The following is a 13,357-nucleotide window of genomic DNA, read 5'->3' as shown; positions in this document are numbered from 1 at the left end:
ACAAACCCCGTGCCCCCACCCCACCCCCCGGCGACAATGACCCCGTGCGGTTCAAAATCCTGGGCATCACCCAGACCGAGGACGACCAGGGCACCCCCATACCCCTCACCGCCCCCCGCCTCCGCACCCTCCTCACCGCCCTGGCCCTCCGCCCGGGCCACCCCACACCCCCAGAGACCCTCATCGACGAGATCTGGCCCGACACCCCACCCCAGGACGCCCCCGCCGCCCTCCAGGCCCTCATCGGCCGCCTCCGCCGCACCCTCGGCAAGGACATCGTCACCTCCACCCCCGGCGGCTACCTCCTCACCGCCACCGAGGAAGACGTGGACCTCCACGTCTTCGAACGGCTCGTGCGCGAGGCCACCACCACCCTCCAGCAGGGCGGCGACCCCGAGACCGCCGCCCGCACCCTGGACGAGGCCCTCGCCCTCTGGCGCGGCCCCGCCCTCGCCGACCTCCCCGACCGCACCGCCGCCGTCCGCCCCGAGGCACTCCATCTCGAAGCCACCCGCGCCCGCGCCGAGGCCGACCTCCTCCTCGGCCGCGCCCGTGAAGCCGTACCCCGCCTCAGGGAACTCGCCGCTGCACACCCGTACGACGAACGCCTGCACGCCCTCCTCATCCGCGCCCTGCGTGACACGGGCCGCTCCGCAGACGCCCTCGTCGCGTACGAGACCGCCCGCCGCACCTTCGCCGACGCCCTGGGCACCGACCCGGGCCCGGAACTGCGCACCCTCCACACCGAACTCCTCGACCCCCCGGAGCCCCTGCCCCGATTCCGGCCTCGGCCCCGGACGGCCCCTCTCACACCACCCCCGCCCCCCGAGCGAAACGGCAACATCCGTCCGCGTCTTACCTCTTTCGTGGGCCGGGAACCCGAGCTCGACGCCATCCGTTCCGAAGTGCACAGGGCCCGCCTCGTCACCCTCACCGGACCGGGCGGCTCCGGAAAGACCCGTCTCGCCGAGGAAGCCGCCGCCGGGCTCCCGCAGGCCTGGCTGGTCGAGCTGGCGCCGCTCGACCGGCCGGAGGCGGTACCGGGCGCGGTGGTCAGCGCCCTCGGTCTGCGCGAGACCGCCCTCATGACCACCGACCTGGCCACCCCGCAGGACGACCCGGTCGCTCTGCTCGTCGAGTACTGCGCCCCGCGCAGCCAGCTCCTGATCCTTGACAACTGCGAGCATGTCATCGACGCGGCCGCCACCCTCGCCGAGACGCTCCTCACCCGCTGCCCGGGGCTCACGATCCTCGCCACCAGCCGTGAACCCCTGGGTGTCCCCGGCGAGTCGGTGCGCCCGGTGGAGCCCCTGCTTCCCGAGCAGGCGCACCGCCTCTTCAGGGAGCGCGCCGCGGCCGTACGCCCCACCGCGGCCACCGCCCTGCACGAGCGGGACGAGGAGGCGGTCGCGGAGATCTGCCGAAGGCTCGACGGCCTGCCCCTGGCCATCGAGCTTGCCGCCGCCCGGCTCCGGCTGCTCACGCCCCGCCAGATCGCCGACCGCCTCGACAACCGCTTCCGCCTCCTCACGTCGGGGAGTCGCACGGCCCTGCCTCGCCAGCAGACCCTGCGGGCCGTCGTCGACTGGTCCTGGGACCTGCTCGACGAACCGGAGCGGACCCTGCTGCGCGAGCTGTCCGTCTTCGCGGGCGGCTGGGACCTGGAGGCCGCCGAGGCCGTGTGCTCCGGCCCGGTCGCCGACCTCGTCGGGGCGCTCGTCGACAAGTCACTGGTGGTGGCCGCCCCGTACGCGCACGACGGCGGTGAGGGCGGCGACGGCGACGAAGGCATGCGCTATCGCATGCTGGAGACGATCCACGAGTACGCCGTGGAGCGCGCCGCCGAGGACCCGCACGCGCGTGTGGCGGCGGAGCGACGGCACCGCGCGTGGGTGCGCGCGCTCGTGGAGCGGGCCGCCCCCTTGCTCCGCTCCGCCGAGCAACTCCCGTGGATCGCCCGACTGGAGACCGAGCTGGACAACATCCGGGTGGCGATCCAGCGCGCGATCACGACGGCCGACGAGGAGGAGGCCGCCGCCCTCTGCCTCGCCATGGGCTGGTTCTGGTGGCTGCGCAACTACCGCCGGGAGGGCGCCGCCTGGGCCGACCGCACCCTGCGCCTGGGCGCGGCCCTGGACACGCTCCCCGCCCCGCCCGCGGACACCGCACCCCCCACCACTAAGGGCCCCGCCCTCACCTGCCGCTCCCTCCCCGTCCCCGCCGACCTCGCCGAACGCATGGCCGCCGTGGACCTGATCGAGGCCTTCCTCGCCGAGCCGGCCGACAACCGACCGGCCGACGAGGACGAATCCGGCGGTCACCCGAGGCATGAGCAGCGGTTGGACCTGCGGATGCTGCATGTGTTCCTGCTCTCCGAGTCCGATCCCAGGGAGGTCGACGGCGACCCCCGTCACCGGACCTACCTCGATCGCCTCCAGGCCTGCTTCCAGCCGGGCGGCCCCCGAGCGGCCCGGATGCCGGGGCTGGTCTGGCCGGTGGCGGCGGCCTTCCAGCTGCGGGGCACGATCGACGTCCGCCGCATCCTGGACGCGGCCGTCGCCAACTGCCGTGCCCACGGCGGAGACTGGGAGCTGGGCTGCACCCTGATGTTCCGTACGCACACGGTCGTCGACTCCTCCGGCGGGCTGGTCGGCGTGGACGACGACCTGGCGGAGTTGCGCGCGATCAGCCGGCGGGTCGGCGACCGTTGGATGCGGGCCCAGGTGTGCAGCGCGGCGGGCGAGGCGGAGATGGCGCGGGGCCGGTTCGCGCAGGCGGAGGCGGAGTACCGGGAGGCGCTGCGGCTCGCCTACGAGGTCGGTGCGTACACCGAGGCGCCGTTCCTGATGGCCCGCCTCGCGGAGATCGCCTACCGCTCGGGCGATCTCACCGGTGCCGTAGCCGTCCTGGACGAGGCGAGCACCGCCGCCGACCACTACGGAGTGGCGGACGCCCGGGCCTTCGTGATCCTGCTGCGCGCCTGCATCGCGCTGGAGGAGGGGAACGTCGTCCACGCGCGCGAGCTGTGCGACGCGACCATCGAGGAGGCGCGGCAAGGGACTCCGCCGCCGCAGTTCACGGCCGCGGTGACCCTGCTCGACGCGCAGCTCACCGCCGAGGAGTCCGGCCCGGAGCAGGCTCTGCCGATGCTCGCCGAAGGGCTGCGCCGGGCGGTGGCCGAACAGTGTGCCGAGGCGATCACCTCGGCCCTCGTGGACGGCGCGGCGGATCTGCTGGCCCGGCTGGGGGACCACCCGCGCACGGTCAGGCTGCTGGTGGCGGCCGACCGTCTGCGCGGCCCCCACGCCCGTGCCGCCCTGCAGCACGAGCGTGCCGAGCGCGCCGAGTCCGAGGCCCGTCGGGCCCTCGGCGCCGAGCGTCATGCCGCCGAGCGGGCCCGGGGCGCGGACCTGACAGTGACCGGCGTCCTGGAGGAGCTCGCCGAGGGCGTACGGGCCCACCCGGCGGAAGCCGTGAGCCCGCCGGCCGCTACGAGCAGGTGAACGTCGACTCGGCCCAGTCCGCGAGGGCCACCCCGTCGACGTGGCTGTGCGGTTCGACCACGAGCCGGACGGACGTCCGGCCGCCGAGGTCCACATGGACGGGCACGGCGGGGTCGCCGCCCTTCATGGTCCCGGACGTCCACAGGCGGACGCCGTCGGCGTAGACGGAGAAGGTCACCTTGCCGAGCCTCAGCGTCAGGTCGTCGAGGCCGACCAGCGCGTCGTAGGAGGTGCAGGGTCGGTTGAGGTCGACGGTGACGGACGACCGGCCGTGCACGGTCACCCCGCGCGCGTACTGCAGGTCGGCGATGGACACCTCGTTCCGCTGCCACACCCAGCTGCTGCCGCTCAGCCGGATCTCGGGGCCGGTGCCGTCGCCGTTGACGTCGAAGGACAGCTCGCTCAGCGGGTAGACGGCCGGGGCGGGCGGGGGAGTGGGTGCCGACGTCCGGGTGGGCGTGGGTGTCGCCGTGGGTGTGGGTGTGACGGACGGCGTGGGGGCGGGTGCCGGTGCGGACGTCCGCCGTGCAGTGGGGGTGGGCGTCGGGGTCGGGGCCGCCGCGGGGACGATCGTCGGCGGTCGCTCCGGCTCGGGCGACTTCGTCGTACGCGTGGGAGTGGGCGTCGGGTCCTGCGGGCGGACCACGGGCACGGAGGCCGCTGGCGCGGCCCCGGGCGCCCTCGCGGGGCTCTCGTCGCCGACGAGGGCGAGGGCCACCGCGGCGGCCGCGACAGCCACGACACCGGCGGCGATCCCCGCCTTCACGGGCGCGCCCAGTCCCTCCGAGGCCGCCGCACCCCCACCGGCGCCGGCCCCGCCGGAGGCCCCGCCACTTCCCGCCGCCGCGGCCGCGCCGGCGGCACCCGCCGCCCCGGCCCCGGCACCGCCCGCGATGAGCCCGAGCGCCTTGGCGTACCCGGCGGCGCCGAACCAGCCGATGACCGCGATCGGCACGACGGCCGGGATGCTGCTCGCCACCTCCTCGATCTGCAGGGCGGCGAGCCGACACCTGGCGCACTCCTCCAGGTGCTTGCGCAGCCCGCGTTCGGCCCGGGTGCGCAGTCGGCGTCGGGCGTAGCTGCCGAGCTGGTCGGCGTAGCGGGCGCACTCCTCGTCGCTGGTGAGGGTGGCGCTGACGTGGGCCTGGAGGTAGGCCTGCTTGAGGCCCTCGCGGGCGCGGCTGGCGAGCACGCGCGTGCCGTTGGCGTCGAGGCCGAAGAGCATCGCGACCTCGCTCGGCGACTCGTCCTCGACCTCGGTGTGCCAGAGCACCGCCTGCCAGCGCTCGGGCAGTGAGCGGAAGGCCCGCATGGCCATGGACTGCTCGGCCTCGTGCAGGGCGCGCACATCGGCGCCGAGGTCCTGAGTGTCGTCGTCGGAGACCTCCGAGGAGCGGCCGGCCCGGGCGGCGAACAGGGCGAAGTCGTCGACGAGCTGCTCGCGCTTCGCCGACTGCGTCCAGCCCGCGGCGACGCGCCGGACGGAGGTGAGCAGATAGGCGCGGACGGCGTACTCGGGCCCGGAGCCGCCGCGTACGGCCTGGAGCATGCGGGCGAAGACCTCGGCGGTGAGGTCGTCGGCCGTATGGGCGTCCCGGCAGCAGGTACGCGCGTAGCGGCGCACGGCGTCGGCATGGCGCCGGTACAACTCCTCGTACGCCGTGTCCTCGCCCCCGCGCATCCGGGCGATCAGGTCGGTGTCGGCGGGCGGCAGATCCCGGGGCGGCGGCAGTACGCCGTCGCCGGACCGCTCCCATTGCGCGGGGACGCCGCCCTCCGGCGAGTCGGTGCGTCTGCCCTGGCTCGGCACCTGTTCGTCCCGCCCGTCACCACTCATCGCGGAAAGCCCCCGCCGCCTGCCCTGTCGGTTCCGATACCGGGCCAGAGTGCCATATTGGCTTTTGTTCAGAACCGGGCGGTAAGGGTCGGCCACTCGTTCGTGGGGACTTGTCGCATTCCAGCACTAACCTTCACCCGTACGGGGAAGGTTCAACTGTCGTGCTACGGGCAGGAGTTGGGCCACCAGGGTGAAATGTCCCGAATGCTCGAGCGGGGCGGGCCGGAGCGAGAGCGTCGACACACCCTCACCCCGCCCACCCCTTCGAGTGATCCGTGGCCCGCCCCTCAAGGGGTCGGCCACGAGTGCGGGTCCTCAGGAGGACGGCCGCGAGCGCAGCCCCTCCAGCAGGATGTCCAGCAGCCGAGCCGACGCCGCCGCCTGCTGCGCCGGGTCCGGCAGCGAGGGCGCCGCCGTCGCGATCACCAGCAGCACGTCCGACACCGACACATCCGGCCGCAGCTCACCCGCAGCCCGCGCCCGCTCCACGAGCTGGCCCACCACGTCGAGCAGCGCCGCCGCCCCCGCGTCATCACCCACGGAGCCCACCGAACCCGCGGGGTCCGCAGAGCCCACCGAGGCACCCGTCACCGCACCGTCCTCGGCGACCAGCCGCAGCTCACCGCCGCCCGGCTGGGTCCGCTGCTGCGGCACCCGCGCCTCCTCGACCGCCGAGCCCTCCGCGCCGTCCTCGGCGAAGGCGCCGACACGCAGCACCTGCGGCGGCAGCAGCCGCCCGGCACCCGAGGCCACCGAGGTCCGCAGGAAGCGCGACAGCGCCGACCACGGCTCGTCCTCCTGGCCGAGCGCCGCCCGCGCCTGGTCGGTCAGCCGGGACGTCTCCTCCTCGGCTATCCGCCGGACCAGGACGTCCTTGCTCGGGAACCGCCGGTACACGGTCCCCACACCCACCCGCGCGCGCCGCGCCACGTCCTCCATCGGCGCGCCGTAGCCCAGCTCGCCGAACACCTCGCGCGCCGCCCGCAGGACGTGCTCAAGATTGCGCTGTGCATCCACGCGCAGCGGCGTGGTCCGCGGGCCGTCCCCGCGTCCGTTGCCCACCGCCGCACTCACGCCGCCGCCGTGCGCGAGCGCGGCGGCGGACGACCAATGCGTGTCCTGAATGTGCATGATTGATCCCCCGGTAATGTCGTCTCCCCCCGGAGACACTCCCCGCCATCGAATTCCGGGGCGCATGGAACGGGGACCGCTTCCCGGACCCGCCCGTCGCGGATCCATGGAGCACGCTTCCCCCTGACACCCCGTCGACACGAACATAGTTGAGAGGCAGTCAATTCAGAAGGGGCACGTTCCGCACGGAGCGCCCCCCGATCGGAGTACGGGTCGTTTACGTCCCGATTGCACCCCTTCCCGCACCCCGGCGCACACCTTCTGACCTGCACACCTTCCCCGCACGCCGGTGTTTCGGCCAACCCCGCGCCCACACGACTCGCGGTCACACAAATGGTCGGGGCTGTGGACAAACTCCGGCGACGGGTGCGTCATGGGATGGTGAAGGAACGTGCGCGCATTCTCGTTGTCGGCGGTGGCTACGTCGGGATGTACACGGCACTGCGGCTCCAGCGGAATCTGAAACAGGAACTCGCAAGGGGCGACGCGGAGATCACCGTCGTCACCCCCGAGCCATACATGACCTATCAGCCGTTCCTTCCCGAGGCGGCCGCCGGCGCGGTCTCCCCCCGGCACGTCGTCGTCCCCCTGCGCCGCGTCCTGCCGCACTGCCGGGTCGTCGTCGGCGAGGTCACCGCCGTCGACCACGCCAAACGCACCGCCACCCTCACCACCCTCGCCACCGAGGAGGAGGGCACCGGCGCCCAGCAGCTGACGTACGACGAACTCGTCCTCGCGCCCGGCTCCGTCTCCCGCACGCTCCCCATCCCCGGCCTCGCCGACCACGCCATCGGCTTCAGGACCGTCGAGGAGGCCATCGGGCTGCGCAACCACGTCATCGAACAGATGGACATCGCCTCCTCCACCCGCGACCCGGCCATCCGTGACGCCGCCCTCACCTTCGTCTTCGTCGGCGGCGGCTTCGCCGGCGTGGAGGCCCTCGGCGAACTGGAGGACATGGCCCGCTACACCACGCGCTACTACCACAACGTCAAGCCCGGGGACATGAAGTGGATCCTCGTCGAGGCCTCCGACCGGATCCTGCCGGAGGTCGGCGCGGACATGGGCCGCTACACCGTCAGTGAACTGCGCCGACGCAACATCGACGTCCGCCTGAACACCCGCCTGGAGTCCTGCGCCGACCGTATCGCCGTCCTCAGCGACGGCGCCCGCTTCCCGACCCGTACGGTCGTGTGGACCGCCGGCGTCAAACCCCACCCCCTGCTCGACGCCACCGACCTCCCCCGCACCGAACGAGGTCGGCTGAAATGCACCCCCGAGCTGACCATCGACGGCGTCACGCACGCGTGGGCGGCCGGAGACGCCGCCGCCGTCCCCGATGTCACAGCCGCCGAACCCGGCAGGGAGACCGCCCCCAACGCCCAGCACGCCGTCCGCCAGGCCAAGCTCCTCGGCGACAACATCACGCACTCCCTGCGCGGCGAACCCCTCCGGACGTACGCCCACACATACGTCGGCTCGGTCGCCTCACTCGGCCTCCACAAGGGCGTCGCCCACCTCTACGGCCGCAAGCTCAAGGGCTACCCCGCCTGGTTCATGCACCGCGCCTACCACCTCAGCCGCGTGCCCACCTTCAACCGCAAGGCACGCGTGCTCGCCGAATGGATCCTCGCCGGGCTCTTCAAACGCGAGATCGTCTCTCTGGGATCCCTCGAACATCCCCGCGCCGAGTTCGAACTCGCTGCCGGTGGAAAGCCTTCTGACGAGTCCTCCGACGACCCGAAGGGGTCGTCCTGACCCGATCCAGGAACTCCACCGGCCGCCCCCACGTCTGACGAATGTCGGCCCGGACCGCGGCCACCCTGCCAGACTGCTCCCTGCTCATGGCCCCCACCCACGAGGCTGTTCCCACCTGCTCCACCACCCGGGTGCTGCGACAATGTGCGGCCACCGCCACGCGGCCCCCGGAGCCCAGGCCGGGCCGGAGCCGGCCGACGACGACTACACGAGGCAAGGATTCGTGAACTTCACGCGCTGGAGCGCCCGGCTCCCCGGAACTCAGCGCCGCGCCGCCGCGCGGGCCGAGCACACGGTCACCACCACGGACCGGCGGAGCGAGGGCTCCGTACCCGCGGCCCGCGCCGAACAACTGACCGACGAGCCGCCGCCCGTGCCCGCAGTCGACGAACTCCCGGTCCGTGAGGTCCTCGACCGCGTCCCGGCCCTCGTCGCCCTCGTCCACGGCGCCGACCACCGCCTCGCCTACGTCAACGACGCCTACACGGCGGCCTTCGGCGTACGCTCCTGCGGCGAACCCGCCGCCGAGGCCCTCCCGGAACTGCGCGACCTCGGCCTCATGCCCCTCCTCGACCAGGCCCTGCGCAGCGGCAAACCCCGCACCCTGAAGTCCCGCAAGGCCCCCGACGGCCGCCACTACACGTTCACCTGCACCCCCGTGGCCGAGGCCGACGGCGAAGGCGCGGGCAGCGCCGACCGCGCCGTCCTCGTATTCGCCACCGACGTCACGGACCACGCCGAGGCCGCCGAACGCCTGCGCGCCAGCGAACGCCGCCAGCGCGAGACCGCCGTCACCCTCCAGCGCTCCCTCCTCCCCCAGGAACTAGAACAACCGGACGACCTGCGGATCGCCGCCACCTACCAGCCCGGCGGCACCGAGGCCGCCGTCGGCGGCGACTGGTACGACGTCATCACCCTCGGCGGCGGCCGCACCGCCCTCGTCATCGGCGACGTCATGGGCCGAGGCGTCCGCGCGGCGGCCGTCATGGGCCAGCTCCGCACCGCCGTACGCGCATACGCCCGCCTCGACCTCCCTCCGCACGAGGTACTCCAGCTCCTCGACGGCCTCGCCACCGAGATCGACGCCAACCAGATCGCCACCTGCGTCTACGCTGTCCACGACCCCAACGAGGGCCGCCTGGTGTACGCCTCGGCCGGTCACCTCCCCATCCTGGTCCGCGACGACCAGGGCCACGTCCAGCGCGCCGACGAACCCACCGGTCCGCCCCTCGGTACCGGCGGCTGGATTCACGCATCCGGCTCCGTCCCCCTCGGCCCCGGCTCCACCGCCGTCCTCTACACCGACGGCCTGGTCGAGCGCCGCGACGAGGACCTCGACGAAGGCATCGCCGCCCTGGAGCGCGCCCTGGCCGGCGCCACCGGCACCCCGCAGGTCGTCTGCGACCGCCTGGTCCGCTCGGCCGGCGTCACCGCCGACCACGACGACGACGTGGCCGTCCTGGTCCTCCAGCACCCCGCCCGCACCGGCGCCGACAGCGAACTCTTCCGCAACGCCGCCCTCGAACTGCTCGGCGGCGTCGAAGCGGCCCCACGCGCGCGTGCCTTCGCCTCAGGTGTCCTCACCAGCTGGCGCTTCCCCAGCGACCTCCACGACGCGGGCGTCCTCGCCACCAGCGAACTCGTCGCCAACTCCCTCCAGCACGGCACCCCGCCCATGCGGCTGCGGCTGCGCCGCACCGACCGCCGCCTGATCATCGAGGTCACCGACGGCGACGACCACCTCCCGCGCCGCCGCCGCGCCGAACCGGGCGACGAGTCCGGCCGGGGCATCGCGATCGTCGCCACGATCGCCTCCAACTGGGGCAGCCGACGCACTCCGGGCGGCGGAAAGGCGGTGTGGTGCGAGTTCGTCCTGCCGACCACCTAGGCGAACCCGCTCCCCGGTGCTAATTGCTTCCCAATGGCAGATGCAACGGGCTTTCACCTCAAGGGAAGCGCCCCCGAGCGCTACGAACACTACGTCGCGCCCCTCATGGCGCCCTTCGTCACCGCACTGGTGGACGCCGCGGACCTCTTTCCCGGCGCCACCGTTCTCGACCTCGCCTGCGGCACTGGCTTCGCGGCCCGTGCCGCGGCCGCCCAGGTCGGCCCCGCGGGCCGGGTCCACGGCATCGACATCGACGAGGGCCGCCTCGAGGTCGCCCGAGAGCGCCACCCCCGCCTCTACCCGGACATCGAGTTCACCGCGGCCCCCGCCGACGACCTCCCCCACGCCGACCGTTCCTTCGACGTGGTCCTCTGTCAGCAGGCCGCCCAGTACTTCGCCGACCTCGACGCGGCCCTGCGTGAAGCTGCCCGCGTCACCCGCCCCGGCGGCCGCTTCGCCGCCACCGTCTGGACCCGCATGGACGAGTCCCCGTACTGCGTCGCCCAGCACCACGCCCTGCAGACGTACGCCGGTCCCGAGGCGGCGGCCCGCTACCGAGCGGGCTTCGCCTGCACTGCCGACCGCCTGACCGACGCCCTGCGCCAGGCGGGCTACCGCACCACGGCCCACCGCGACCTCACGTACGACATCGAACTCTCCCCGCTCGAGGAGTACGTCCCCGCCCACCTCTCCTCCCTCTCCGTGACCAGCGCGCTGCCCGAACAGACCCTCACGGAAGCCGCCGGCACCATCCACGCCCACCTCCCCCCGGGCACGGCGACCTTCCCCTTCACCGCAACCCTGGTGACAGCGGTCCGCTGATCACACAAAAGGGGCGGCCGTCGGTCCCTCCCAGGAACGACGGCCGCTGTCACACGTCCTACGCCTCCGCGGCCACCGGCTCCACAGCGGCCCCACCCTTGGCCACCACCCGGTTCCGCGCCAGCCACGGCTGATCCTGTACGGCGGTCAGCTGCCGCCCCAGCCGCAGCGCAAGGCAGGTGATCCCCAGCGAGAACAGCAGGAACGTCACGATGTACGGCGCGTGCAGCGAGGCCCCCATCGGCCCGCCCACCGCCGGCCCCACGGCCAGCGCGAGCTGCTTCACCAGGGCGAACACGGAGTTGTACTGCCCCGCCATCCCGTTCGGCGCGAGATCGGCCACCAGCGGCGCCACCGTCGGCGACAGCATCGCCTCACCCAGCCCGAACAGCGCGTACGTCGACACGAACGCCGCCGTCGCCATCTCCTGGCTCCCGTGCCCCAGCCCGGCGTACCCCGCCACGACCCATGCCACGGCCCAGATCAGCCCCACGGCCGCGATCACCCGCGACCGCTTCTGCCGCTCGACGAACCTCAGCACGGCGAACTGCGCGACGACGATCACGGCCGTGTTGGCGGCCAGCGCCGTACCGAGCGCCGACGTCGAGATCCCGGCGGCCTCGACCCCGTACGCACTCAGCCCCGACTCGAACTGCCCGTAGCAGGCGAAGAACAGCACGAAGCCCAGTACGGACAGCTGCACCATGGCCCGGTTGCCGAGCAGCTGCCGCCAGCCGCCCCGGGCGGACCGCCGGGGCGCGTCCCCGACCCGCGGCGCGGACGGCACCCGCACCGTCGCCATCACCACGACCAGCAGCAGGAACATCGCCGCCTCGATCGCGAACAGCAGCGTGAACGACGACACGCGCGTGGCGTCGACGAGATGACCGCCGATGAGCCCGCCGATGCCCAGCCCGAGGTTCTGCAGGAAGAACTGCATGGCGAACGCCCGCGACCGCGTCTCCGTCGTCGAGCAGTCCACGATCATCGTCGCCAGCGCCGGCTGCATCACGGCCTGCCCGGCACCGAGCGCGGCGGACGCGGCCAGAACGGCGGTGGCGGTGCCGGCCACTCCCAGGCCCAGCGCGCCGACGGCAGCGGTGACCAGGGCGGCCAGCAGGACCGGCAGTGGACCGCGCCGCACGATCGCCCGTCCGGCGAACGGCAGCACGATCAGCGCGGCCACGGCGAAGACGGTGAGCACCAGCCCCGCCGTCATGGCCCCAAGACCCCGCACCTGCGCCACATAGACGTACAGGTAGGGGACCGTGAAGCCGAGCCCGAACGCGCTGAGTGCGTTGCCCACGTGGATCCGGCGCATCGCTGCGCCCTTGGCCCTGGTCACGTTCACCTCTCTCACTAGTTAGGAGTGAAGACTTCAATCCTAAAGTTCGATACTAAAGAGTACAGATCGAAGGACTTCAAGGCAAAGGAAGTGCATGCGATACTGCGCACATGGCCGAGACCCCCGGCGTCACAGAGCCGACGCTCGAAGAACAGATCGCCGCCTACCAGCGCGAGTTCCGGGACCTCGACCCCCAGGTCGAGAAGATCGTCTCGGCGCTCTCCCGGCTCAACCGCCGGATGAGCGTCGCCTACGGCCGCCAGACCGCCGAGCTCGGCATCAGCAGCGCCGAGTGGGAGGTCCTCAAGGCCCTCGTCCTCTCCGGCGTCCCCTACCGCCTGGGCCCCAGCGACCTGGCCAAGCGCCTCGGTCTGACGCCGGCCGCGATGACCCACCGGATCGACCGCATGGTCACCGAGGGACTGGTGACCCGGGAACGGGACGAGTCCAACCGGGTGCGCGTCATCGTGGAGCTGACGCCGGAGGGGAGGGAGAAGTGGCTGGAGGCGATGCGCCTGGCCTCGGTCTTCGAGGAGGATCTGCTCCAGGACCTCTCCCCGGAAGAACGCACGACCCTCGGAGACGTGCTGACCAGGCTCCTACGCCGGGTGGAGCACGCCCAGCCGGACGCCGGCGGTCGGCTCAGCGACCTGGACTGACCCGAGCCGACTAGGACAGAAAAGATGTTGACGCGGGACGCTTGACACGCTTCCGCGAGGTGAGTAAAGTTCTTCGGGTTGTCGGGGAGCCGGAACGGTTCTTCGGTGACACTCCCGCCGCAGCAGCGGCACCTCAAACCATCAGCACGATCTCCCAACGGGGTCGAATTTGGCGCGCCCGAATTCAATTCGATTTGGGGCCGGCGGCTCGATTAGGAACCGCCGGACGGATCCGCTAAGGTTTGGGACGTCGGAACGGCCGAAGGGCTGGGAAGACAACACCCGCCGACTGGGAATCAGACGCCGAAAGGATCTGATAGAGTCGGAACCGCCGGAAAGGAAACCGCGAAACAAAAGCGGGAACCTGGAAAGCACCGAGGAAATCGGATCGAGAAAAGATCTGATAGAGTCGGA

8 protein-coding genes are annotated in these 13,357 nt (G+C 72.6%); 5 read left to right on the top strand and 3 right to left on the bottom strand.

Annotated features, from left to right (window positions below):
• The first annotated feature begins 44 nt into the window (after window positions 1-44).
• On the top strand, window positions 45-3,503 hold the full coding sequence (locus tag ACLZN2_RS47985) for an AfsR/SARP family transcriptional regulator (protein WP_416986377.1): 3,459 nt from the start codon (window positions 45-47) through the stop codon (window positions 3,501-3,503).
• On the opposite strand, the gene ACLZN2_RS47980 is transcribed toward ACLZN2_RS47985, so the two are convergent.
• Window positions 3,490-5,340: a sigma-70 family RNA polymerase sigma factor gene (locus ACLZN2_RS47980; RefSeq protein ID WP_416986376.1), complete on the bottom strand. Its 1,851-nt coding sequence runs from the start codon at window positions 5,338-5,340 to the stop codon at window positions 3,490-3,492. The genes ACLZN2_RS47985 and ACLZN2_RS47980 overlap by 14 nt on opposite strands.
• 315 nt (window positions 5,341-5,655) lie before the next feature.
• Window positions 5,656-6,471, bottom strand: coding sequence for a TetR/AcrR family transcriptional regulator (locus tag ACLZN2_RS47975; RefSeq protein WP_416986375.1), 816 nt, complete (start codon window positions 6,469-6,471; stop codon window positions 5,656-5,658).
• A 378-nt stretch (window positions 6,472-6,849) separates the two neighbouring features.
• Here ACLZN2_RS47975 and ACLZN2_RS47970 point away from each other — a divergent pair, with 378 nt between their 5' ends.
• From ACLZN2_RS47970 to ACLZN2_RS47960, 3 genes are all read left to right on the top strand, one after another.
• On the top strand, window positions 6,850-8,229 hold the full coding sequence (locus tag ACLZN2_RS47970; RefSeq protein WP_416986374.1) for an NAD(P)/FAD-dependent oxidoreductase: 1,380 nt from the start codon (window positions 6,850-6,852) through the stop codon (window positions 8,227-8,229).
• A gap of 223 nt (window positions 8,230-8,452) precedes the next feature.
• Complete coding sequence (locus tag ACLZN2_RS47965) at window positions 8,453-10,117, top strand: ATP-binding SpoIIE family protein phosphatase (RefSeq protein WP_416986373.1); 1,665 nt, start codon at window positions 8,453-8,455, stop codon at window positions 10,115-10,117.
• 33 nt (window positions 10,118-10,150) lie between these two features.
• Complete coding sequence (locus tag ACLZN2_RS47960; RefSeq protein WP_416986372.1) at window positions 10,151-10,939, top strand: class I SAM-dependent methyltransferase; 789 nt, start codon at window positions 10,151-10,153, stop codon at window positions 10,937-10,939.
• Window positions 10,940-10,997: 58 nt separating this feature from the next.
• Here ACLZN2_RS47960 and ACLZN2_RS47955 read toward each other — a convergent pair whose 3' ends face one another.
• Window positions 10,998-12,290 carry an MFS transporter gene (locus tag ACLZN2_RS47955; protein WP_416986371.1) on the bottom strand — a complete coding sequence of 431 codons (1,293 nt, stop codon included), beginning with the start codon at window positions 12,288-12,290 and terminating at the stop codon, window positions 10,998-11,000.
• A gap of 104 nt (window positions 12,291-12,394) precedes the next feature.
• Between ACLZN2_RS47955 and ACLZN2_RS47950 the strand changes: the two genes are divergently transcribed.
• Window positions 12,395-12,943 (top strand): MarR family winged helix-turn-helix transcriptional regulator, encoded by a 549-nt coding sequence (locus ACLZN2_RS47950; RefSeq protein WP_416986370.1) that lies wholly within the window; start codon window positions 12,395-12,397, stop codon window positions 12,941-12,943.
• Window positions 12,944-13,357: the final 414 nt, after the last annotated feature.

Source organism: Streptomyces sp. T028 (assembly GCF_048159505.1).
Classification (GTDB): Bacteria; Actinomycetota; Actinomycetes; order Streptomycetales; family Streptomycetaceae; genus Streptomyces.
The sequence above is the reverse complement of the archived record's forward strand: the minus strand, read 5'-3'. Positions and strand labels throughout refer to the sequence as shown.